The 21810-nt window shown below is 61.1% G+C and carries 23 protein-coding genes and 1 pseudogene; 6 read left to right on the top strand and 18 right to left on the bottom strand.

Annotation, left to right across the window (positions count from 1 at the left end):
- Positions 1-141: 141 nt before the first annotated feature.
- On the top strand, positions 142-1230 hold the full coding sequence (locus QMG84_RS18480; protein WP_281932470.1) for a sensor histidine kinase: 1089 nt from the start codon (positions 142-144) through the stop codon (positions 1228-1230).
- Positions 1227-2003, top strand: coding sequence for a LytR/AlgR family response regulator transcription factor (locus QMG84_RS18475; RefSeq protein ID WP_281932468.1), 777 nt, complete (start codon positions 1227-1229; stop codon positions 2001-2003). The genes QMG84_RS18480 and QMG84_RS18475 overlap by 4 nt, the downstream gene beginning before the upstream one ends.
- Positions 2004-2030: 27 nt before the next feature.
- Here QMG84_RS18475 and QMG84_RS18470 read toward each other — a convergent pair whose 3' ends face one another.
- From QMG84_RS18470 to QMG84_RS18425, 10 genes are all read right to left on the bottom strand, one after another.
- Positions 2031-2771, bottom strand: a complete 741-nt coding sequence (locus QMG84_RS18470) for an ankyrin repeat domain-containing protein (protein ID WP_281932466.1) — start codon at positions 2769-2771, stop codon at positions 2031-2033.
- Entirely contained in the window at positions 2768-3214 is a 447-nt protein-coding gene (locus QMG84_RS18465; protein WP_281932464.1) for a hypothetical protein, read from the bottom strand. Before QMG84_RS18465 ends, QMG84_RS18470 begins: the two co-directional genes overlap by 4 nt.
- A 37-nt stretch (positions 3215-3251) precedes the next feature.
- A complete protein-coding gene (locus QMG84_RS18460; protein WP_281932462.1) occupies positions 3252-3677 on the bottom strand; it encodes a hypothetical protein in 426 nt (141 codons plus the stop codon).
- Between the two features lie 41 nt (positions 3678-3718).
- On the bottom strand, positions 3719-4399 hold the full coding sequence (locus QMG84_RS18455; protein ID WP_281932460.1) for a hypothetical protein: 681 nt from the start codon (positions 4397-4399) through the stop codon (positions 3719-3721).
- A gap of 55 nt (positions 4400-4454) precedes the next feature.
- A complete protein-coding gene (locus QMG84_RS18450; RefSeq protein ID WP_281932458.1) occupies positions 4455-5096 on the bottom strand; it encodes a hypothetical protein in 642 nt (213 codons plus the stop codon).
- 121 nt (positions 5097-5217) lie between these two features.
- Entirely contained in the window at positions 5218-5988 is a 771-nt protein-coding gene (locus QMG84_RS18445) for a hypothetical protein (protein WP_281932456.1), read from the bottom strand.
- Between the two features lie 426 nt (positions 5989-6414).
- A complete protein-coding gene (locus QMG84_RS18440) occupies positions 6415-6864 on the bottom strand; it encodes an alpha/beta fold hydrolase (RefSeq protein WP_286672160.1) in 450 nt (149 codons plus the stop codon).
- A gap of 21 nt (positions 6865-6885) precedes the next feature.
- A complete protein-coding gene (locus tag QMG84_RS18435; RefSeq protein ID WP_281932454.1) occupies positions 6886-7104 on the bottom strand; it encodes a hypothetical protein in 219 nt (72 codons plus the stop codon).
- A 23-nt stretch (positions 7105-7127) separates the two neighbouring features.
- A complete protein-coding gene (locus QMG84_RS18430; RefSeq protein WP_281932452.1) occupies positions 7128-7562 on the bottom strand; it encodes a hypothetical protein in 435 nt (144 codons plus the stop codon).
- 328 nt (positions 7563-7890) lie between these two features.
- The gene (locus QMG84_RS18425) at positions 7891-8613 is read right to left on the bottom strand and encodes an IS6 family transposase (protein WP_281932450.1); all 723 of its coding nucleotides are present in this window, start codon (positions 8611-8613) and stop codon (positions 7891-7893) included.
- Positions 8614-9252: 639 nt separating this feature from the next.
- Between QMG84_RS18425 and QMG84_RS18420 the strand changes: the two genes are divergently transcribed.
- Together QMG84_RS18420 and QMG84_RS18415 are read left to right on the top strand one after the other, a co-directional pair.
- A complete protein-coding gene (locus QMG84_RS18420; RefSeq protein ID WP_281932448.1) occupies positions 9253-9837 on the top strand; it encodes an MFS transporter in 585 nt (194 codons plus the stop codon).
- Positions 9838-9873: 36 nt separating this feature from the next.
- On the top strand, positions 9874-10596 hold the full coding sequence (locus QMG84_RS18415; RefSeq protein WP_281932446.1) for an IS6 family transposase: 723 nt from the start codon (positions 9874-9876) through the stop codon (positions 10594-10596).
- On the opposite strand, the gene QMG84_RS18410 is transcribed toward QMG84_RS18415, so the two are convergent.
- From QMG84_RS18410 to QMG84_RS21465, 5 genes are all read right to left on the bottom strand, one after another.
- Entirely contained in the window at positions 10533-11453 is a 921-nt protein-coding gene (locus tag QMG84_RS18410; RefSeq protein WP_281932444.1) for an IucA/IucC family protein, read from the bottom strand. The genes QMG84_RS18415 and QMG84_RS18410 overlap by 64 nt on opposite strands.
- A gap of 21 nt (positions 11454-11474) precedes the next feature.
- A complete protein-coding gene (locus QMG84_RS18405) occupies positions 11475-12362 on the bottom strand; it encodes a DUF1259 domain-containing protein (RefSeq protein WP_281932442.1) in 888 nt (295 codons plus the stop codon).
- Positions 12363-12386: 24 nt separating this feature from the next.
- On the bottom strand, positions 12387-13760 hold the full coding sequence (gene chrA, locus QMG84_RS18400; RefSeq protein WP_281932440.1) for a chromate efflux transporter: 1374 nt from the start codon (positions 13758-13760) through the stop codon (positions 12387-12389).
- Positions 13757-14584 carry a chromate resistance protein ChrB domain-containing protein gene (locus QMG84_RS18395; protein ID WP_281932438.1) on the bottom strand — a complete coding sequence of 276 codons (828 nt, stop codon included), beginning with the start codon at positions 14582-14584 and terminating at the stop codon, positions 13757-13759. The genes chrA and QMG84_RS18395 overlap by 4 nt, the downstream gene beginning before the upstream one ends.
- Positions 14585-14721: 137 nt before the next feature.
- Positions 14722-15051, bottom strand: a complete 330-nt coding sequence (locus tag QMG84_RS21465; protein WP_350356526.1) for a TolC family protein — start codon at positions 15049-15051, stop codon at positions 14722-14724.
- 35 nt (positions 15052-15086) lie between these two features.
- Here QMG84_RS21465 and QMG84_RS18385 point away from each other — a divergent pair.
- Positions 15087-15301 (top strand): annotated as a pseudogene (locus tag QMG84_RS18385) (DDE-type integrase/transposase/recombinase); the annotation flags it as partial.
- A 62-nt stretch (positions 15302-15363) separates the two neighbouring features.
- Entirely contained in the window at positions 15364-15687 is a 324-nt protein-coding gene (locus tag QMG84_RS18380; protein ID WP_281932434.1) for an ADP-ribosylglycohydrolase family protein, read from the top strand.
- 87 nt (positions 15688-15774) lie between these two features.
- On the opposite strand, the gene QMG84_RS18375 is transcribed toward QMG84_RS18380, so the two are convergent.
- Genes QMG84_RS18375 through QMG84_RS18365 form a run of 3 tightly spaced genes read right to left on the bottom strand, consistent with a single transcriptional unit; the run spans position 15775 to position 21737 of the window.
- Entirely contained in the window at positions 15775-17319 is a 1545-nt protein-coding gene (locus QMG84_RS18375; RefSeq protein ID WP_281932432.1) for an efflux transporter outer membrane subunit, read from the bottom strand.
- Between the two features lies 1 nt (position 17320).
- Positions 17321-20482: an efflux RND transporter permease subunit gene (locus QMG84_RS18370; protein WP_281932430.1), complete on the bottom strand. Its 3162-nt coding sequence runs from the start codon at positions 20480-20482 to the stop codon at positions 17321-17323.
- On the bottom strand, positions 20475-21737 hold the full coding sequence (locus QMG84_RS18365; RefSeq protein ID WP_281932429.1) for an efflux RND transporter periplasmic adaptor subunit: 1263 nt from the start codon (positions 21735-21737) through the stop codon (positions 20475-20477). The genes QMG84_RS18370 and QMG84_RS18365 overlap by 8 nt, the downstream gene beginning before the upstream one ends.
- Positions 21738-21810: the final 73 nt, after the last annotated feature.

The following is a 21810-nucleotide window of genomic DNA, read 5'->3' as shown; positions in this document are numbered from 1 at the left end:
GACGAGCGGCGGCAAGAATCTGCGAATGGCGACTGTGGGGGGACGAACGGCATGCCGAAGACGGCTTTGCGGGTGTCCTAGAACGCCGACACGAGTCGATGAATGGGAAGACCCTGCAGGTCGAAGAGGGAATGAAGGGTGATGAAACGATCGTCTAACGCATGCGCAATCCGTCAGGCCACCTTTCGCTTCGGCCTGATCTATTGGGTGGGCGTATTCATTTTCTCCAGCATATTATGGGGTATCGTTGGCACGGACCCGATCGAATCCGCCATTGGCAAGCTTTTGCACTATGCCTTGTGCTCGGTCATCACCGCCGGCATTTCGGCGCTATTGTTCCGCTTGCACGAGAGGCTGGTCGAGACGCGCTCCTCGGAGAATGCGCTCCCGTTGCTCGTCGCCGCTTCCTTCATCCTCTCTCTGGCGGCGGCGCCGGCCTGGGCCGCGCTTGGCTATGCGGTCTACACTCTCTGCGTCTGGCCGCAGCCCGCTGTCTTCGACTGGAAAGATTTCGGCTATGACACTGCATATGGCGCGGCGTTGTTTTTCGGATGGTCCTGTCTGTTCATTACTCTCGTTTTCGGTTTCGAGCTCCATGACCGTGAACTTAGGCTCGCCGCCGTTCGTGAGGAGGCCCTGACCGCACAGATGCGCGCGCTGCGGTATCAAGTAAATCCGCATTTTCTCTTCAACACTCTGAACTCGATCGCCGGCCTGATCGAGGAAGGATCGGCCACCCGCGCCGAGCGCATGGTCCTGTCGCTCTCGACATTCCTGCGCACGACCCTGTCGCTCGATCCCATGCATGACGTGTCCCTGGCGGATGAGCTGGCTCTGCAGGAGGAATATCTCCAGATCGAGCGCGAGCGCTTTTCCGACCGAATGGCGTTCAGCATCGACATGCCCGAGGACGTGCGCAGCGCCCTTGTGCCGAGCCTGATCCTCCAGCCGCTGATCGAGAACGCCATCAAGCACGGCGTCGGCGCCACTGTCGGCAAGGTCGAGATCGCGCTGCGCGCGCGCCGTGAGGCAAACCGGCTTTGGGTCACGGTCGAGAACGACATGCCCATCGAGGATGACGGCAAGAAGCCTGCCGGCATGGGAGTCGGATTGCGCAACGTCGCGGAACGCCTGCACGCCCGCTTTCAGGGCGACAGCTCGTTTTCATCCGGCCCGGTCGCGCCCGGCCGCTACCGGGCATTCATCGAGCTCCCGTGGCGGCTCGCATGAGCGAACTCACGATTCTCGTTGTCGACGATGAGCCGCTCGCGCGCCGCAGGCTCTTGCGTCTGCTCGCGAAGATGGAATGGGTCGGGCGGATCGACGAAGCCGCCGACGCCAGGGAGGCTTGTCGCGCGGCGGAACAATCCCGGCCCGACATTCTTCTGCTCGACATTCAAATGCCGGGCGGTAGCGGCTTCGACGTTCTCGAAAGCCTCGGACCGGAGCCGCCGGTGGTCGTTTTCGTCACCGCATTCGACCATCACGCCCTGCGCGCCTTCGAGGCCAACGCCGTCGATTACGTCACCAAGCCGATCGAGCCAGGGCGCTTCGCTCGCGCCCTGGAGCGCGCGCGGATCGCCGCGGGCGCGCGTTTTCAGACGGACCGAGTCGCCGAATTGCAGGAAACGATCGCTTCCCTGAAGCGCGCTTTGACCGAACAGCCGCAAAAGCCGACCGAGTTCTGGGTGAAGGCGCGAGGCGAATATTTGCGCGTCACGCTGGCCAATGTGATCCGCTTTCAGGCGGAACGCGACTATGTGCGCATCCATGTTCCTGGCGCGGACTATCTCTTTCAGGAGAGCCTGTCCTCGCTCGAACGCCGTCTCGACGGCGAAGAGTTCCTGCGTATCCATCGCGGAGCGATTGTGCGCCGCAGCGCCATCACGCGTATCAAGCAGGCGCCTTTCGCGGCGCTGATCGCGGTTCTGAACGACGGCTCGGAAGTGCGCGTGGGGCGGACCTATGCGCCGTCGATCCGCGCAAAGCTGATACGCACGTAGGCAAAGGCTCCCTGTGCGCAATCCCGCTCAGCGTTCGAGGGAAACACCGTTTTGCACCATCCAGTCGAGGACCTCCAGCCGCGCTTGCCGAGCTTCGGCGTTGAGCAGACGCTCCGGCGTCATAAGGAGGTAGGTCTGGAAAGTCTTGCCCTGCCGGTTGCGCGCCCCGGCTGGGGCTCCTTGTTGCAACAATCTCAGAACGCGCGCCGCGTCGTTGATTTGCGCCGCGAGATGCAGAATGGTATTGCCCATGTTGTCGGCACGGTTCAAACGCGCTCCGGCTGCGAGTAACATTTCGAACTGCCGCTCCCGCTCCCCCATCATGGCCGCCATCAAAGGCGTCCTGCCGGTCTGACCATTGCGAGCGTCGACGTCGACATGGCGCGCGAGGAGGAGACGCAAATATTCCAAATCATTCGCCATGGCAGCGAAGTGGATCGCCGTATCGCCGTCGACGCCGGGCTGCGCAGGATCGGCGCCGACATTCAGCAGCACTTGGAAGGCGAAGTGGCTTTTGTTGAGCATAGCCCATTGCAACAGCGTGACGTTCTTGTCGCCTCTCGCCTTCACATTGGCGCCAGCCGCCACGAGCGCGGCGGCGCGCTTGCTGTCCCGCTGCATGGCGGCGTCGAGCAGTGCTTCGACCTTGGGGTCGGAAAAAATCTCTGCAGCGTCGGGCGCGGCGACGCTCGCCCTCGGATAAGAGAATGAAGATGCGATCAGAGCGCCGATAAGGAAGCTCCGCCGCGACAGAGTCGTCTGCGTCATGGCGCGGACTTCCTCCAGGGCTCGAAGGTGCTCAATGTGTAGCCCGTTTCTCCACTGGTGTGGAGCGTCGCGCCTTTGCATTCCCGGAGCCGGGTCTCGAAGCTGTGGCTCGTTTCGATCTGTCCGAGATCGGTCCGAACGCGCCCATGGTGATACCAGACGGTCGCCTGATAACGGACGTTGTCGGTCCCCTTCCACTCTATGCCCGATGTTTCCAACGACGTCTCTTGGCTGGAGCCGTCGGCGTCGACGGTCTTTTCGACGATGCGTCTCTTGTCCTCGGCATATTGGCGCTCGAGCGCTTCGACACATGCGCGATGCGACGCGAGCGCTTGTGAAGATGGCCGAACAGGCAGCCTGCCGCTCGCATGGGCCGGCCACGACGCAAGAAAGATCTTGAGGCCCAAAGCAGTCGCCAGCGCTCCAGAACTCGTCAATGCCATAGACGCTGCTCCAACGACATGCGATCGGCTTCGACCTTCAACGCGTCTCGCCATAATAGGGGGACTCTCCGCCTCGCGAATCATTCGTGTGCTCTTTTAGATTTGCGCAGACGCAAACGGCGTCGACGCAATTATTGGGAAGCTCCTTGTGAACAAAGGAGCAGTCCGGCCTCGAATGAACCGTTTCCCTCTTGGTGGCGTTCTCATAGGCGTAAACGGCAGCCTTAGTGTCCAGGACTTCCATGAGCCTCAATCCGCTGTTTTGGCAGATCAGCCGCTCGATCGGCTTTTTCTGCCTTTGACAGTCGAGGCAGGACGGCACGTCGCCGTAAAACTCCGACAACTCGCCGATCGCGCGCTTAACCTTGTCGACGTCCAAGTTCGGGCAATCGACCGCAAGGGCGCGCCCCGCGACGCCACCGAAAGACAAGATCAACAGGGACAGCAACAAAGCTGTTCGCATATCATCCTCTTTTGCGGTTGTTGTTCCACGCCGCGACGAAGTCATCGAAGTGGCTCCACGCGGTTGACGCAGGACCTCTTGGTCATATCGCTCCCGGGCGTGAACAGAGAGAAGGAAAAGAACGTCTCTCCTGGGCTGTTTTTGCCGCCATCCTCGTTGCGCCCAGCGCGGACAAAGACCGGCGTCGGCGCGGCTGGAAGATCAATCCGGAAAAAGGCGGTGTGCTCGTCATCTGGCAGATCGCCATAGCCGTCCGTTTTGCAATTATCGGCGAGCGTGGTCACTGTCCCGACGCTCAACTGCCTCTGGAGAATTTCCTGATAATTGCCGCTCGGATAGAACTTCTGAAGCTCTATCGCGTGAACGCCCTTGGCGCTGTGGAAAATGACGTCGATCGAAGCGTCGCCTTCGTTTCCCTTTTTATGCGTAGCGTTCGCGCCGATTCCAACCGGAAGATCGACCTCGCCAAATCCATTCAGGCGCAGTCGTCCGCGCAAATGGTATGTCACGCTGAGATCTTTTTCGGAATCTTCGGGATAGGCGAAACCTTGCCACTCGATGTTCGAAAGCGCGGCGATGTCCTTGTCCCGCTTCCCCTGTGCGAAGGCGATGAGCAGCGTCTCGAGCGGGTTGCTCGCGTCGCGTGCGTCTACCGAAGCGCCAAGCGCCATTGCGAGAACGAAGGAAAGCGCAAAACGATATGTGCGGCAGGTGAGAGCCATGGCGTCCATCGGTTGTGAGAAATTGACTCCGAGAAGTGGGGATATTCCAGCGAGGTTATTTTTCGGACGGAAAAAGCATGAAGCGCTTGCCTTTCAGGCGGTCGGCTTTGTCCGGCCCGAGACCGCGTAAGCTGTACGGTTCTACTTCGAAGGAGGACAAGGCATAGCGGTCGGTATTGTGCAGGAAACGCCACGATCCTTTCTCCCCGGAGTCTTCACTGGCGCCCCAACGCTCGTCGCTCGTTATTTCAAGGCTATTCGAATTGATTTTCCCATTCGAAAGTCTGGTCACGACCTCGTATCCGATCGCGCTAGGCTTCTCCGCCAACTCGGATCCGATGTCGTCGGCCCAGCGAAGTTCATATACAGGCTTTGCGAAGTGCATCAGCCGGTAGCCGGAGAAAGTCCGCCACAGAAGAAACACGCGGGTCCGAGCGGCGGAATACTCACAATGGAGATCATAAATGATCGTGGCGACATTACCGCTCCGCGACGCCACGATTATCCGGTCATCCTTGATAAGGTGTGCGTTATCGGTATCGTCGCATCCAGCATCGGTGTGCGAAATTAGAAATTTACGCGCGTCTCGCAGCGTCGGAGCATCCGGCGGCAATTCTGCGCTGCAGGCCGAGGTTTGCGCGAAGAGGGCCAAGGCGCAAAGACGCACGGCGAACCGGGTGCAGATTTTGTGCGTCATGCAGGTTTTGACCATCTCGCCTGCGCTTTTTCGAAATCACTGCAACGAGGCAGGCGAGAACGCGCATGTTCATTCTTGCTCTCGGCAAGGGGCGGTCGCTGGAGAGCGCTTCGCTCGTGATTCATTTGCCACGCTTGTTGACGCAGTTGCTCAACCACTTTCGCGCCGTCGAGCCGCTGTGCCACTTGCCGTGGATGACTTCCTGTCCGTGCAGTTCCACCGCATAATCCTGCATTTCTTCAATCGACCCGAGCAGCGCCTGTGTGGAGGGGACGGCGAATATGATCATTCCAATCTTTGCGGACCAAGGCAAACTCGCATGAAAAGCGAGAACCCTCTGGATTTCCCCGGACTGGGTAAGACTGACCGTCTCGGTGCGTATGTCCGTGGTCGGTGGGATCGCCCCGCCGAAATAGGCGAGGAGCGTGCCTTTGGCTTCGCCCACCCAATCCATGATCAAGACGCCGCCATTCAACTGGAGGAACGATGCGGTGCATATCTGGCGTGAATCTTTCGGCTGCGAGTGTGAGAATTTCCACACGCCCTGCTTCAATTCGCGCAAAACAGGATCGTTCTTCAAGAGACGCTCTTCGTTTTCCTGCGCGACTTGTTTTTCCCATTGGAGAAGGGCGCGGAATTCAGCGGCATTGAAGGGAGGAGGGCCGGAATCGCCGCGACTGCTCGGCCCGGCGCCGTCACCGCCGCCATCGTCGACATCGTACATGTGGAGGCAACCCGTCCAACCGGCATTTTCTTGTCCGGGGACCATAGCGCCGCCCGGGATGAATCCTGGCGGGCAGGCGCCTTCGGCGGACGCGCGGTCGCCGCCATGGAACGCAAACGCGAAGAGGGAAAATAGGACGCCACGCAAAAATCGGAATTGTCTTGTCATTTTCGTGCCTGGTCCCTACGCCTCGCGCCATGAGGCGCCTTCCGAAGGCTCTTCGTTGTTCGGCAAAACCCCCGACCGCATCCGCCTGTCGCGGACCGGACTGCCGCGCCAAGCTAAGGGAGATGACCAAGCTGGCCAAGGCTTACGATGTACCGGTGCTTGCGAGCGGCGTCATTGTGGTATTCTCATGGGCGTGTCCGAACCGACGCCATGACCCAGCGCCACCGCACGGGTTCGTTAGGCGTTCGCCGAGGGTCATGGGCGCCTTCCTTTCAGCGCTCCTGGCGGCGCAAGGTCGATAGGATCTCGCGTATCGCGCCGACGATCGCCTCCGGCTTCTCGAGCGGAATAGCGTGACCACTGTCGACCCACACCTGGCGGGCGCCGGGATTGAGGCGGAGAATGTCAATTCGCTTTGTATTGCCGTCACGAGCGAGTTCGGAGGTTTCGGTCATCGGCGTGCTCGCGCTCAGGACCGTCACCGGCCTGCCGGTGAACGGCGGCAGGGCGAGGAGCGCCGCGCCGGTCGCCGGCAGGGCGTCTAGCTCTGCTTGCGCGACTTCTGGAGACGCCAGGTCGATGACAAGCTTGACCCATCCCGGCCATTTTTCGCGCGCGCCAGCGCCGCTCAACTGCTCGGGATGAGTCGAATCGACCGAGGCCGGCCACTTCGTTGGGATGACGGCGCGCGTAGAGTTGGACGTAAAGACCGCCGATGGAATGGCCGACCAGCACATAGGGCGGCGCGATCCCCTTGGCCCGAAGGGTCGCGCGGAGTTCCTCCACGACCGTGACGCCGTCGCGCGGCGTCGTCGCCGGCGCACTGGCGCCGATGCCAGGACGATTGTAGGCAAAGACGGTGGTTTCCGTCGCGATGTCCGGCAGAACCTTAGACCACTACTCCAATCGCCCGCCGAGTCCGTTTTCGAACACCACGGCCGGCAAGCCCTTTCCTGCGACGATGTGCTCGACCCTTCGCGCGGCAAGGACCGACGTTGCGACGCCGTCCATCGAGGCGCAGCCGCCGACAGCGAGGATCGTGACGAGAAGCGTCGCGACGATGCGGCTAGAGCGTCGAATGCGCAGCATGGCGCCCCGCATTGCTTTCTCCCGCATGCGCCGAGCCTCGACCCTCATCCTCAATCGTGCCGCGACATCGACGCCAGAACATGACGATATGCAGGGATCATCGACTGTCGATCCGATGCCCGACCAGCTTTGATTTCATTTTCGATAAGGCCTTCGAAAAACGCAACGAAGTCGTGCTTTCCCATATCGGAGGAGACAGTTCCATCGAAATCCCCGCCGGCGAACTGAATCTGAAACAGATCATCGAGCGTGATTTCCCCTTGCTCGAACTTGCTCTTGCCCCACGCCACATATTCAGCCTTTGTTATGTTCGCGAATTCCGGCTGACCAGATCTCCCCGCCGGTGATGCATTGATCTTGGCGTGCGTTACTTGCGCTTCTGCAACGTACGCCTCGAAAGAGCCAGCGAGCTGTGGCTTCTTGACAACTCTCGGCGCGGCCGACTCAGGCGGATGTGCGCCAAACGCGGGCGCGGCAATTTTCATCGCTCGTTCCTTATTGGGAAAGGCTTGGGAGACGTTGTTTTTTAAGGTCTGGCTTCAGCCTACTTCAGTAACGCTTATTTCGACGCTCGCGCCTAGATGCTCCAGAGCACCAGTACGCTATTGATCTCGGGCTAGAAGTTGCTCTCGCAGTAGGTAAGGGAACTATTGCGGTCTGCACGGCGCACGCCAGCATCTGGTTGAAATGGCCTACCGGCACGACTTCGCGAAGGTGGTTGGAAATTAGTTGAGAAGCCTCAGGGTTGCGAAATCGGCACCGTCAACTTAACGACTGTCGGTCGCACTACGAGCGAGAGGTGCGGCTCAGAGATCATGCAGCTCCGACGCCGGCTGCCGTGATTTCGCGCCAGACGGCGATCGCCTCCGCGCGATGAGAGCGGCGCGTGGCGGCTGTCTGATGTGCGGGGTGGGGAAGGTGAAAAAGATTGGCGAGCTGATCGTGGATGGATAAGAACCGTTGCGCCTGCCGAGCGGATTTGAACCGCTTCATAATCCGCTCTCGCCGTCGCGTCGGTTGATGCGAATTTTCCGCCCGGTTGTTCAACCCTTTGTGCGAGCGATGCTCGACATTCAAGCGCATATCCTTTTTCGCCGCGCCGTCGGAAGCGAGCTTGTCCGTGATGATGACGCGCGGCGTGCGAGCGGTTTTCTTCAGCAGCTTGCGCATCAGGCGTCTCGCGGCTTTCCTGTCGCGACGACGTTGCGCGAGAACATCGAGAACAAAGCCGTCCTGGTCGACGGCGCGCCATAGCCAGTGCTTTGTTCCAGCGATGGAGACGAGGACTTCGTCCATATGCCATTTATCACCGCGTTGTGACGCACGGCGCCGCATCGCGCCTGCGAAATCACGTCCGAACTTTCCAGCCCAGCGCCGTATTGTTTCGCAGGTCACGTCGACGCCGCGTGCGGCAAGCATTTCTTCGACCATACGCAGGCTCAAGGGGAAGCGAAAGTAGAGCCAGATGGCCTGCGCGATCACTTCACGCGGAAAGCGATGACGACGATAATGAGAGGGGGACAGGGCGCTGGTCATGATAACTGTTCCTACCCTGCCGCCCTCAAACCCAAGTTAATGTGACGGTGCCGTTTTACAGCTTGATTTACGACCGCTTCATGGGTCGTGGATTCTTCGATTATTTTCTGCGCCTCTTGTCGTTCCACTATGGGACCAAAGAGGAAGCGACACGTAAGGCCGCGCGAGATATCTTCCACCGGGCGTTCCCCGACGCTGACCGTGTCTTCCCAGCGCACACGACCTATTATTTCTCCGACGTCCCGCCTCCCGGGGATCTTGAGGATACGGGGCAAGCGCCAACATGGCGATAGCATTGCGAGGGGACGATGAAGGCTCCGCTCCGGTCACTCGTCGCGGCGCGCGGCCTCCGCGATTTCGGCGACGGTTTCTTCGCAGTGTTGCTGCCCGTGTACTTGACGGCGCTGGGCTATTCCTCGTCCCAGATTGGCGTGCTCGCCGGGACGGCCCTGTTCGGCTCTGCGCTGCTCACTCTAGCAATCGGCGTCCTGGGCGCCCGTTATGAACATCGCAACCTGCTGATATTCACCGCCGGGCTGATGACCTTAACCGGCGTCGCCTTTTCATTAACGCCTTGTCCTGCTCCTTGTCGCCTTCTTGGGTTCGGTAAACTCCTCGGCGAGCACGGCAAGTTTCTTCGTGCCTGTCGAGCACGCCGTTCTCGCACGCGAAGCAGGGGATGCCGACCGAACGCAAGCTTTCGCGCGTTACAGTCTCGTTGGCGGGTTGGCTGGCGCCGCGGGCGCACTGGCGGCTGCAACGCCCCATCTGCTGATGCGCATGGGATGGTCGCAGTTGGAGGGGCTCCGGGCGATGTTCGTTTCCTGTGCCGTGCTCGGCCTGGCAGGCGGCTTGCTTTACAGCCGCCTTCCATTATCTCCGTCCACGCCCCGAGCTGATCATGCCCCCGTTCTCGGCCCATCGCGCAAAATCGTCTACAAGCTGGCTGCGCTTTTCAGCCTCGACGCCTTTGCCGGAGGCTTCTTGGTCCAGTCGCTGTTCGCGCTCTGGCTCTTTCACAAGGGGCTTTCGCTCTCGGCGTCGAGCGCCTTCTTCTTCGTGTCGGGCATATTGTCTTCGCTCTCCTATCCCGTGGCGTCGCGCATCTCCAAGCGTTTCGGCTTGGTGAACACAATGGTCTTTACGCATATCCCGGCTAGCCTATGCCTTATCGCCGCGGCTCTGTCTCAATCTCTCGGAGTCACGATGGCACCGTCACATTAACTTGGGTTTGAGGGCGGCAGGGTAGGAACAGTTATCATGACCAGCGCCCTGTCCCCCTCTCATTATCGTCGTCATCGCTTTCCGCGTGAAGTGATCGCGCAGGCCATCTGGCTCTACTTTCGCTTCCCCTTGAGCCTGCGTATGGTCGAAGAAATGCTTGCCGCACGCGGCGTCGACGTGACCTGCGAAACAATACGGCGCTGGGCTGGAAAGTTCGGACGTGATTTCGCAGGCGCGATGCGGCGCCGTGCGTCACAACGCGGTAATAAATGGCATATGGACGAAGTCCTCGTCTCCATCGCTGGAACAAAGCACTGGCTATGGCGCGCCGTCGACCAGGACGGCTTTGTTCTCGATGTTCTCGCGCAACGTCGTCGCGACAGGAAAGCCGCGAGACGCCTGATGCGCAAGCTGCTGAAGAAAACCGCTCGCACGCCGCGCGTCATCATCACGGACAAGCTCGCTTCCGACGGCGCGGCGAAAAAGGATATGCGCTTGAATGTCGAGCATCGCTCGCACAAAGGGTTGAACAACCGGGCGGAAAATTCGCATCAACCGACGCGACGGCGAGAGCGGATTATGAAGCGGTTCAAATCCGCTCGGCAGGCGCAACGGTTCTTATCCATCCACGATCAGCTCGCCAATCTTTTTCACCTTCCCCACCCCGCACATCAGACAGCCGCCACGCGCCGCTCTCATCGCGCGGAGGCGATCGCCGTCTGGCGCGAAATCACGGCAGCCGGCGTCGGAGCTGCATGATCTCTGAGCCGCACCTCTCGCTCGTAGTGCGACCGACAGTCGTTAAGTTGACGGTGCCGTAGGAGAAGCCCGCGCTCGTGCACGACCTTCGACCAGCATTCGATGACCGGCGCTATAATCTCATCGACGACAAAAGACGCGGGGTCGGCTTGATAATGGTCGATCAGCTGCACCAGCAAAGGCGCCTGTCCGGGGTCGCGCCGATCTCCCGCATAGAGCGCGAAGCAGGGTATGAGGAAACGTCCGCCGATCGGCGGGTAGGCCGTTGCTTCCCGTAAGAGATAGCCCCACGCTTCTTCTCCGGCGCCAAAAATGACCCCCATGACCTCAGGCAGATAGGCAAACTTCGGTGAGTTTATGAATGCAAGCTCGCGCGTCGCGGCGACCGCGTTATGGATGTCCTTGCGCCGGAGCTTTCGTTTGAAGCGGGAGATGTAGAAAGGATAGTGGAGCTTGATGAAGTAGGCCGGAACGTTCTCCTCATCGAGAACCAGCACCGTCCGAGTCGAAGCGGTGGGGGCGACGTGAATTCGAGGAGCCTGCGGCAGTGCGCGAATGTCGATGAGCCCAGGAACCTCATCGCTTCCCCAAGTCTCAGGGTGGATCGGGAAAAGGACGCCTTCCTCTGTGAGATAGCGCCTCGAAAGGCTTAAAGGACAACCAGCCTCATAGACCGAGGCGCGTTCGGGAGGAACGAACACGGCGGCGAGATCGAATGAGGCCTGCTCGCTTTCAAGACGATAGCAGGCCGCGGCTTCGGTTCGCGAGGCGAGGACGCTGTAGGTCTTCGCCCCTTCATCGACATATCTCTCCATGTAGAGGAGAGATCGCTCGCGCTTGACGTCGTCGAGCTTCACGGCGAACCTCTATTCTACGCGTCAGCTCCTCGGCGCCACATGCATGGTGTCGAGCCCCGCTCTCAAGGCATGAGCCAATTTCACAGCGTCGTCGTTGGCCCAGAAATGAACGAAGAAGAGCCTCGGCTCGTCGTCGAGCATATGGTTATGAAGCGCTGTCACCTCAATGGCGTTGGATTGCAGTGCTTTCAGGAGCGGTTCAACTTCCCTACCTTCCGCCACGAAATCCCCGCTGATCGCCGCTTTGCCGTCTCCGGTCGGTTCGAAGTTGATGGCGATAGCTGTCCCCATAGCTGGGGCGACCGCCATGCCGCCTGCCTTGATGCTGTCGGCCCTGGGGATGCTGAACTGATAGATGCCGCTGTTGTTTTTCCCTTGGGCGCCGAGCGCCTCATCCACTTGCGCCGTGTCGAACCCGAGCTTCGGAGGTTCGCCCGCAGGGCTGGCTGATGGCTCGAAGGGAGTCTTGGTCGCCGCGAGCGCCTCGCGAACGATCCCGGCCAGTTTGGCGGGATCGCCATTCGCGTCGATATGCATGTAGTAGGTGGCGGGGCTCGCGCGCAGCAGGTGGTTATGCACGCCCGTCACTTTGACGTCGTTCGCCAGCAAGGCGCGCATGACCGGCGTCACCTCGGTTTCGGTGAGCACGAGGTCGCCCATCATCATGGTCGTACGGCCCGTGGGTTCGAATGCGATCCATCCGCCAAGCGCAAGGCCGGGTTTGACGACGACGCCATCGAGCGTGACGTGGAGATCGCTGCGCGGCAGGCCGTATTTATGCACCGTGCCGACGACCGCGGCCTTTTTGCCGATTGCAGAGTCGACTTGCGACCAATCCATTTCCGCTGAGAAAGCCGACGCGGGGATGAGTAGGCCGAGCGCCGCGACTGCCGTGAGCGCCTCTTTCATGGGTTTCTCCTTTTCGTTGATTGCCTAGATTGCCCCCGCGAGATACAGCCCCATCCCGCCTAAGCAGCAGGACGCGAGGGTTTGGAGCATTCCGATGCGAAACCGGAAGATCGCTATCGCGGCGCCAACCGAGAGAGCGAAGCTCCATGAATCCACGCTCCCCAGCACGGGCGCCTCAAACGACAGCCCGTAGCCATTCAGGGCGACGGTCCTGCGAAAGACCGTGTGGATCGCGAACCAGATGGCGAGGTTGAGGATAACACCCACCACGGCCGCTGTGATCGCGGCCAAAGCGCCCGAAAGCGCCTTGTTGGCGCGAACTCTTTCGATGTAGGACGCGCCAAGGAATATCCAGAGGAAACAAGGAGCAAACGTCACCCAAGTGGCGAGCAAGCCGCCGAGTGCGCCGGCGAGCAATGGAGGTAAATCGCCCGGCGCGCGAAACGCCGCCATGAAGCCAACGAACTGCAACACCATTATGAGCGGTCCGGGCGTCGTTTCCGCCATGCCAAGCCCGTTGAGCATCTCCGCAGGCGTCAGCCAGCGATAGCTTTCGACAGCCTGCTGGGCGACGTAGGCGAGGACTGCGTAAGCGCCGCCAAAAGTCACCACAGCCATTTTGCTGAAGAACACTGCGATTTGCGAAAAGACGCTTTTAGCGCCGCTGACGAATACGATCGCCGCGACAGGAACGAGCCAAAGCGCCAGCCAAATTGCGCTTATGCGCAGCGCGCGCTTCTTGGATGGCATCGCGTGAGAGGGCGTGGCGTCGCCCAGAAGGCTTTCGCCATCCTCATGCGCCGAGCCATGCCCAGCGGCAACGAAAGCAGGATTTCCACGCGCCGCTTCGATATAGCCGATCAGCGCGGCGGCGAGGATGATGAGCGGGAACGGCACGGCAAAGAAGAAAATGCCAACGAATGAAGCGGCGGCCAGAAGTCGCATCTGCAAGGTTTTGAGGCCGCGCCTGCCGATCCGAATAACCGCTTCGGCGACGACGGCGAGCACCGCAGCCTTCAACCCGAAGAACAGCCCCGCAACAATCCCGACATTCCCCCAAAGCGCGTAGACGATGCTGAGCGCCATGATCGAGACGACGCCAGGAAGAATGAAAAACCCGCCGGCGATCAGCCCGCCGAGGGTCCGGTGCATGAGCCAGCCGATGTAGGTGGCGAGCTGCTGACCCTCGGGACCAGGCAACAGCATGCAATAGTTGAGCGCGTGCAGGAAGCGGCTTTCCGCCACCCATTTCTTTTCCTCGACGATGATCCGGTGCATCACCGCAATCTGGCCCGCAGGTCCGCCGAAGCTCAGCAAAGCGACGCGCGCCCAAACGCGGAAGGCTTCACCTAGCGAAACGCCATGTTGGCTCGCAACGGTTTGGATATGCAGATTCACGGAGCTCTCCCTGACTTGGTCGCCGGCCAAGTGTGGGGTTCATCGGTCGCGTCTCTGCACCAACGATAAAAAGCGTCGTAAAGGGCCATACCGGCTTCGAGCTGCTCGAGATCATCCGCGTACATGCGGGAGAGGCCAAGCGACGCCGCCAGCAGCCCTGCCGCCTCTGGGGCGAGACCAAGACGGGCCGTATCCGCGCCGCGCACGATGACGGCTAACCTTTGCAGCGGCTCTATCGCCAAGCCCCATTCCTCGATCATGGTGTCGAACGTGCAACGCTCGCCCCTATGACTCCAAAACACGCCCTCCATATCGAAGGCCGCGCCCCCGAAACGCTCCGCTACTGCCGTCACCTCGGCCGGCGCGACAAACAGAAAGACGGCGTTAGGGTCGACGAAACGGCGGATAAGCCAAGGGCAGGCAATGCGATCGACTTTCGGACGCGAGCGCGTAACCCAGATCGTTCGCCCGAGAGCGTCCCGCTGAGGCAGCTTAGCCGCTTGGATGAGCGGGCCGTTGGCCTTGGCCCACGCCTCATGCCCGCCAGTCAGGATATCGGCGGACGTGGCGCCGGCCTGGCGTAGCCAGGCGGCGACGCCTTCGCTGGCGTGCCGGCCCGTTCGATCAATGACGATGACTGCTTGCCCCGCGAATTCGGCGGCCCAGTCTGCGACGGATTCCCCATGGCGACGTAACGCGCCCGGAAGGAAGCGGGGGTCGGTCCTGAAGTCCTGATCCCCGCGCACGTCGATGAGCGCGGGACAATGTGCGACTCCGATGAGACGCGCGAGCTTGTCGGGGGAGATCGAGTTGATTGACGACATAGTGCGCCCTTGGTGGAAAACCGGACGCGATTCTTGGGCATGTCGCCTCGTGGGGAGATCGCTTCCCCATGCGGCGACAATTTGCCGTCCCGCTGCTAGAAGTCAAGTCCCTATCGTAATTCAACATCTTCGGCGCGTCACCGCGACGGCTCTGGCGTCGACCTCCTGCAAGAATGCTGGGCATCGATTTTGCGGCCAAGATGATTGCCCGCGAGTTCGAAGAGCCGAGGCTCTATGTTCTCCACGCAAAGAAGCCCGATCGCACCAAGCAAATTGATCTGCGCCTGATTGTACTGGACCAACGCCGTTGCGTTTCTGAGGCGCGCTTGGTCGGCTGCGTATTGGGCCTGAAGCACGTCGATCAAAAGGCCTGTGCCAGCCAGGAGATTTTGCTGCGTCAGTCGCAGCGCCTCTTCGGCCGCCTTTACCTGCTGCCGAGCGATAGGCACGGACTTCTTGGCAAGCATGCTCGCTTGATGGGCCATCAGAGCATGAAGCGGACATCGAAATCCAGCGTAACAAATATCTCAATAATATCGTCGAACAGGACCATCGAGCGGTGAAGCGAGCGACGCGGCCGATGTTGGGCTTCAAACATTTCGATCGGCTGCTGCGACACTCTCGGGGATCGAGCTCATGCATATGATCCGAAAGGACCAGTTGCAGACCAGGGGCAAATTGCGTCCTGCGCAGCAGTTCTATGCCCTCGCGGCGTGAGCCACGTCACTCTCACACGCTCACCGCGTCCATAAACAAAGTTTGCGACAAAGCCTCCAACTTTGCTCAACCTACGTCCCAATGGCGCCGCTGGCGAGTATCAGAAATGGGAGGGCATCTCACCGTTCGTCACGTCAAGCGTCCTCTGGGCGCTCTATAGCTTTCTGCGGTCGCCGGACGATTACTGGGAGACGATCTTGACGGCGATTGCCGTCAGCGGCGACGTTGACGCCACAGCCGCCATGGCGGGCGCGATCGCCGGTGCTCGGCTCGGGCCGGCAGCAATTCCAGCGCAACTCACGCCTCACATCCACGATCGAGCAACTTGGAAGGCCTCCGATACGGCGTGGGCGATGATTTGCGGCGGGAAGCGGTGGCGCTTGTAGCTCACCGGCGGTTGAGTCACGCCGGTCGTGTCGGGCCAAAAACGCTACCCAGTCGTTAACGTAACAACGCCCCTCGCTCTAGCTCCCTTAACGATTCCACCAGCCGCCGCCGAGCGCCATGAAGAGCGCCGCAGTGTCGGACAATCTTGTCGCCTCTGCCTGGACACGAGAGAGCGAGGCCAGCAGAAACGTGCGCTGGGCGTTGAGCACAGCGATCTGCGAAACCTGACCATATCTGAGCTGCATGCGAACGATGTCGAGGCTTCGTTTTGCGGCGTCTTCTGCCTTGCGCGCGGTCGAGACGGCCTTTGCGTCGGATTGCAGCGAGCGCAATGCGTCTGCGACATTCTGGAATGCGTTGATGACCGTGCTGCGATATTGCGCGTCGGTTTGCTCCAACGCGGCCTCTGCGGCCTTCTGCTTGTTGAGCAGCGTCATGCCGTCGAAGATCGGCTGCGAGAGATTCGCCGCCGCCGTGTAGAGACCCGTGCCGGGGGCAAACAATTGTGCAACCTTGAAGGCGCTCGCCCCCACATTCGCGGAGAGAGTGATGTTCGGCAGGCGGTTGGCGGCGGCGACGCCAACCGCCGCCGAGGCAGCATGGAGGTTCGCCTCAGCCGCCATGATGTCGGGGCGCTGCGCGACGAGCTGTGACGGCAGGCTCACGGGAACAGTTGATGGCAGCGTGAAACGTGCGAGCTCGAATGTCTCGCCGGCCCCCTCGAACGACAGGCGGCCGGCAAGTGCGGTCAGAAGGTTTCGCTGGATGGCGAGCTGCTTCTCAAGCGGCGGGAGCGTCTGCTCGGCCTGCGCGAGCGCCGCCTCCTGGGCGATCACGTCCGCCTTTGCGATCGACCCGAAGGTATATTGCCGGTTCAGGATTTCAAGCGTTTCATGCAGAATCGTGATGATCGTGCGTGTCGCCTCGATCTGACCCCGGATTGCTGCTTCCTGAATGGCCGCCACGACGACGTTGGTCGTCAGCGCGAGATGGGCGGCCTCCAGCTGCCAGTTCTGCTGCGCGGTCTGCGCCACGAGGGACTCGACGGCGCGCGCGTTTCCACCCCAGACGTCGGGCGTGAAGCTGACGGTCAGTTGCTTCAGGAACAGGCCGTAGTTTGCGTTCGGCGTACTCTGCGGAATGTTGGGCACGGCCGCGCCAGTTGCGAGATTTGCCGGCGTTGGAAAGGACTGATTGAAGACCGTCTGATTGATGGAGTCTAGAGAGCGGTTATTCGACTGGAGATTGTTGCTGTCATTGGCGTTGAGAAACACCTGCGGGAAGAAGCCGCCTTTTTGCGCCTCGGCATTGTAATAAGCGACGCGCACGGCCGCCTCGGCGGCCTGTAGCGAGGGATTGTTTTGTAGCGACTCCTTCACCAGCGCGTCGAGCGGCTTGGAGCGAAAGAGCGTCCACCATTGTGCGGGGATGTCCTGGCCCTGCGCGAAACGTTGCCCCTCGCCGGGTGACGCCGCGCGCTCGGGCGTGAAGCCGGGCGCTGCCGGCGCTGGTGGCGGCGCGAAGTCCGGGCCGACCGCGCAGGAGGATAGAGCGAGGCAAGCTGAGGCGAGCAGGCTCGCTCGGCGCACAGTCGCCGAAAATCGACGTGATCTGACGCAGTCGCGTGTCATTTCACGCGCTTTCCCGCGCGGCGGCGGCGGAAACTCGCGTCTCCATGAAACGCTCAATCACGAAATAAAGCGTCGGGAGAATGAAGAGCGTCAGCAGCGTTGCGACCAAGAGACCGCCAACGATGACCGTGCCGAGGCCGCGCTGGACGTCGCTGCCGACGCCCGTCGCAAGCGCCGCCGGGAGCATGCCGACGGCGGGGACGGTTGATGTGAGCAGCACCGATCTGAACCGATCGACTGCACCGTCGAGGACGCCGTCGCGCAGCGCTGAAAGCTCGTCACCAGTGACGTCATCGTTCGCCGTGGCGCCGATGCGGCGCGTCCGGACGGAGGAGACATGGACGGCTGTGAGGCGGTTGAGATGCGACACCATGATGACGCCGTTTTGCACGGCAACGCCAAAGAGGGCAAGAAAGCCGACACCCGTGGCCACATTCAGCGTTTCGCCCGTTTCGTGCAGGGCCAGCAGGCCGCCGAGCGCTGCGAGCGGGACGATGCCGAGAATGAGCGCCGCATTGCGGAGCTTTCCAAAGGCGAAATAGAGGATGAGCAACATGAGCACGAGCACGATGCCGACGATCGTCGTCAGGCGAGACTGAGCCCTTTGCGCATTCTCGAACTTGCCGCTCCAGACAACGCTGACGGAAGCGGGATCGTGGCGAACGACTTCGACCATCTTCTTCTGCGCCTCCGCCAGATAGGACGAGAGGTCACGATCGGCATAGTCGACACGCACTGTGAGAACGCGACGCGTCTTCTCATGAGAAATCGCGCTCTCGCCGTTCTGCAAGGAAATCTTCGCGATCTGCGACAGCGGGATTTGCGCGTTGCTCGTTGTCTTGACGAAAAGTTCGCTTAGCGACTCGGGGCTGTTGCGCGACTGCGGCGGGTAGCGCACCGTCACGTCGTAGGTGCGGTCGTTGACGTATATTTGGCCGATGGAAGCGCCGCCCACGCCGACCTGGATCAGGTTTGAGACGTCGGAGACGTTGATGCCATAACGGGCGGCGGCGGCGCGGTCTATGAGAAAGGCGATCTGCGGAATCGGTGGCTCCTGCACGATCGACGACTGCGTCGTTCCGGGAACCTGTCGCAACACCTCGACAATCCCGTTGGCGATGCGGCGCGTCTCCTTCAGATCCTCGCCGAAGACTTTGACGACGAGCGCGCTGTGCGCGCCGCTCACCAGTTCGTTGACATTGTCGATGATCGGCTGGCTGACGCTTATCTCCATGCCCGGCAGTTCGGCGAGCCGTTGGGTCAGGCGCCGGACAAGTTTTTCCTTCGTTTCTCCCGCCGGCCACTGGTCGTAAGGCTTCAACCCGATCGGCGCCTCGATGTGGCTCATGGTCCAGGGATCGGTGCGGTCGTCGTTGCGGCCGATCTGCGTGATCGAATAGGACACCTCGGGAAACTCGAGAACGGCGCGGCGCAAGTCACTCGCCATTTCATTCGCCTTCTCGAAGGAGATGCCGCTCGGCAATTGCACCTGCAACCAGAGCGAACCCTCGTCGAGATTGGGCAGAAAGTCGCGGCCGATGGTCGCTCCGGCCACGACGAAACCGCCGATGGCGACGGCCGTGGCCATATAGACCGCGCGCGGCGTCTCCAGACAAAAATGCAGCGCCTTACGGTAGCTCTCCTCCATTCGCGCTAGCACGACGTTGTGAAAGGGCTTCGAGGGCCTGCGCAGGGCGAGATAGCCGAGGCTCGGAACCAGCATCAGCGTGTAGAGAAGCGCGCCGAACAGCGCATAGACGATCGTATAGGCCACAGGCGAAAAGAGCCGCGCCTCGACGCGCTCTAGGCCGAGAAGCGGCACGTAAGACACGATGATGATGATCGTGGCGAAGAAGATGGGCTTGATGATCTGCCCGACGACGAATTGCACGTCGACAACTTCAAGTTCGCGGCCGGGATTGTGTTCCCGCAGCCGCAGGATGGCTTCCGTCACGATGATGGCGCCGTCGACGATGATGCCGAAATCGATAGAGCCGAGCGACAGCAGATTGGCCGGAAGCCGCGTGAAATTCATGAAGATGAAGGCGATCAAAAGCGAGACGGGGATCGTCAGGGCAACGACGATTGCGCTACGTGGGCTGCCGAGGAAGGCGATCAACACGACGATGACGAGGACAACGCCCTCGACCACCGTGTGCCCAACCTTTGAAACCGTGGCCTCCACAAGCTCGTTGCGGTCCATGTAGGGAATGATCGCGACGCCTTGCGCCGCGAGTTGCGCGTTAAGCTCGTCCACACGGGCGTGGAGCGCTTTCAGCACCTGGGAGGCGTTTTCGCCCTTCAGCATTTGCACGACGCCCTGGATCGCGTCGGGGTTGTGGTCCTTCCCGAGCATCCCCTCGCGTTCCTGGTGGCTGTAGCGCGGAACGCCCACGTCGCGCGTCAGAACGGGAACGCCGCCATGCTCAGCGATGACGATGTTGCCGAGATCCTCCTTGTTGCGAATGAGGCCGATGCTGCGGATGACATAGGACTGCTCGCCGCGGGTAATGCGGCTGCCGCCGGCGCTGGCGCTATTCGCAACAATGGCGCTGGTGATGTCGCCAAGACCAAGGCCGTAGCGCTCTAACCCGACCGGATCAATTTCGAGCTGGAACTGGCGGGTGAGGCCGCCGAAATTGGCGACGCTCGCGACACCCGGCACCTGATTGAGCGCGGGCACGACCATCCAGCGCTGAATTTCGGACAGTTCTTCGAGATTCTTGACGTCCGACTCGAGCGTGTAACGCAGGATTTCGCCGGTGGGTCCGGTTAATGGCCCAAGGACGGGCTGGATATTGGACGGAAGCGAGACCTGGGCGATGCGTTCCAGAACGCGCTGGCGCGCCCAGTAATCCTCGACGCCGTCCTTGAACACCATCGTGACGAGCGACAGGGCGAAGGTGCTGGTCGAGCGGATGGTGAAGAGGCCCGGCGTGCTCGCCAGCGCGCGCTCCAGCGGAATGGTGATCTGCTGCTCGACTTCCTCCGCCGCAAGACCTGTGGCCTTGGATGAGACGATGACCGTGACGTCACCGATCTCCGGATAGGCTTCGACGTTCAGCCGCGTCCAGGAATAGAGTCCGTAGCCGCAGACGATGATCGTGACGAGCATGACGATCAGGCGGCGCCGGAGGGAGATTTCGACGATACGCTCAATCATTGAGAAGAATGCCGCCACGCACGACGATGCGTTGTCCCGCCTCGAGCCCGCGAACGATCGTCGCGCCCTCGTAATCGGACTCGGTCACGACCGGCTTGCGCTGGAAGGTCCAGGGGGCGGTCTCGACGAAAACGCTCGTCGTGTCGTTGACCATGAACAGCGCAGACGACGGCACGAGAACCTGCTGCGTCGCCGGCGCAAAAAAGCGCACCGTCGCAAACATGTTCAGCTTGAAGATGGCATAGGGGTTTTCGAAGGAGATGCGCACCTTGTTGCGCCGCGTGTCGGCTTCAAGGAGCTGGCTGATGATCTGCACCCGGCCGGAGTACACCTCTCCCGGATAGGCGAGAAGCGAAACCTCCACCCGCTCGTCCTTCTGAACGAACGAGAGATCCTTTTCCTGGACGCTTGCCGTCACCCAGACCTTCGCGAGGTTCGAGACCGTCATCATCGACTCGGTCGCGTTGTCGATGAAGTCGCCGGGCGCGGTTTCGAGCGCCGTGATCGTGCCGTCGATGGGCGCGGTAAGGACGATCTTTCGTTGCCCGGAGACTTGGCCGCTGTCGCCGATCACCTCGAGCCGCGCCTCGGCGCGTTTGAGCTCCGTCGTGGCCTGGCGGTAATCGTTCTGGGCCTGTTCCAGTTCACGCAGCGCGAGGCCGCCCGCCTTGTTCAGGCCGACCGCCCTTTCCATGGCGCTTTTCGTGAGCTTGACCGTCGCCCGCGCTTTTTCCGCATCAGCAACTGCTTGCGCGAGGTCGCCGGAGTCGATCGTGGCGAGCGGCTGACCCTTCTTGACGTTGTCGCCAAGCTCGACGTTGAGCTCGCCCACGCGCCCGGTCACCGGCGCGAGAATCCTCACAGTCCGGGCAGGGTCGGCTTCCACCGTCCCGGTGACCACGCGGCTGCGGCTTATTGTCTTGAGTTCGACGGGAGCGACGGCGATCCGCCCCCTGAGAGGCGAGCCCTCCAGCACAAAGATCGCGCCTCCTCGGCGCACCGTCGGCGCGTGGCTGTCCCGCGCGCTGGGACCGGCTGGCGTCCCGCCACCAGAGAGCGCTCTGGCGCCAAAGAAAGCCGACGCGAGGGCGAGCACAATCCCCGCCGGCAGCAGAAGCCTGCCACGTGGCGATAACTTGAGTTTTTCAGGAAGCGCAATCAATAGCTTTGTCTTGCCGCCAGATATTGTTTCGAGCATCGGGCGCCTGCGCTCGCCTTCGTCAACTGAACCGGTTTCGATCAATCCATTATCCATGACGAGATCATGACATTCCAGTCAGATTTGTTTCTCGATTATGACGCGTCGAAGGCGGCCTCCTGCGATTCGA

The sequence above is a fragment of the Methylocystis iwaonis genome (assembly GCF_027925385.1).
Taxonomy (GTDB): Bacteria; Pseudomonadota; Alphaproteobacteria; order Rhizobiales; family Beijerinckiaceae; genus Methylocystis; species Methylocystis iwaonis.
This window is presented reverse-complemented; position numbering and strand designations above follow the sequence as displayed.

Excerpts from the sequence above, each read along its gene's own strand:
- QMG84_RS18480 (WP_281932470.1), top strand. The coding sequence starts at position 142 with ATGAAACGATCGTCTAACGCATGCGCAATCCGTCAGGCCACCTTTCGC.
- QMG84_RS18475 (WP_281932468.1), top strand. The coding sequence starts at position 1,227 with ATGAGCGAACTCACGATTCTCGTTGTCGACGATGAGCCGCTCGCGCGC.
- QMG84_RS18470 (WP_281932466.1), bottom strand. The coding sequence starts at position 2,771 with ATGACGCAGACGACTCTGTCGCGGCGGAGCTTCCTTATCGGCGCTCTG.
- QMG84_RS18465 (WP_281932464.1), bottom strand. The coding sequence starts at position 3,214 with ATGGCATTGACGAGTTCTGGAGCGCTGGCGACTGCTTTGGGCCTCAAG.
- QMG84_RS18460 (WP_281932462.1), bottom strand. The coding sequence starts at position 3,677 with ATGCGAACAGCTTTGTTGCTGTCCCTGTTGATCTTGTCTTTCGGTGGC.
- QMG84_RS18455 (WP_281932460.1), bottom strand. The coding sequence starts at position 4,399 with ATGGCTCTCACCTGCCGCACATATCGTTTTGCGCTTTCCTTCGTTCTC.
- QMG84_RS18450 (WP_281932458.1), bottom strand. The coding sequence starts at position 5,096 with ATGACGCACAAAATCTGCACCCGGTTCGCCGTGCGTCTTTGCGCCTTG.
- QMG84_RS18445 (WP_281932456.1), bottom strand. The coding sequence starts at position 5,988 with ATGACAAGACAATTCCGATTTTTGCGTGGCGTCCTATTTTCCCTCTTC.
- QMG84_RS18435 (WP_281932454.1), bottom strand. The coding sequence starts at position 7,104 with ATGCGGGAGAAAGCAATGCGGGGCGCCATGCTGCGCATTCGACGCTCT.
- QMG84_RS18430 (WP_281932452.1), bottom strand. The coding sequence starts at position 7,562 with ATGAAAATTGCCGCGCCCGCGTTTGGCGCACATCCGCCTGAGTCGGCC.
- QMG84_RS18425 (WP_281932450.1), bottom strand. The coding sequence starts at position 8,613 with ATGACCAGCGCCCTGTCCCCCTCTCATTATCGTCGTCATCGCTTTCCG.
- QMG84_RS18415 (WP_281932446.1), top strand. The coding sequence starts at position 9,874 with ATGACCAGCGCCCTGTCCCCCTCTCATTATCGTCGTCATCGCTTTCCG.
- QMG84_RS18405 (WP_281932442.1), bottom strand. The coding sequence starts at position 12,362 with ATGAAAGAGGCGCTCACGGCAGTCGCGGCGCTCGGCCTACTCATCCCC.
- QMG84_RS18395 (WP_281932438.1), bottom strand. The coding sequence starts at position 14,584 with ATGTCGTCAATCAACTCGATCTCCCCCGACAAGCTCGCGCGTCTCATC.
- QMG84_RS21465 (WP_350356526.1), bottom strand. The coding sequence starts at position 15,051 with ATGCTTGCCAAGAAGTCCGTGCCTATCGCTCGGCAGCAGGTAAAGGCG.
- QMG84_RS18375 (WP_281932432.1), bottom strand. The coding sequence starts at position 17,319 with ATGACACGCGACTGCGTCAGATCACGTCGATTTTCGGCGACTGTGCGC.
- QMG84_RS18370 (WP_281932430.1), bottom strand. The coding sequence starts at position 20,482 with ATGATTGAGCGTATCGTCGAAATCTCCCTCCGGCGCCGCCTGATCGTC.
- QMG84_RS18365 (WP_281932429.1), bottom strand. The coding sequence starts at position 21,737 with ATGGATAATGGATTGATCGAAACCGGTTCAGTTGACGAAGGCGAGCGC.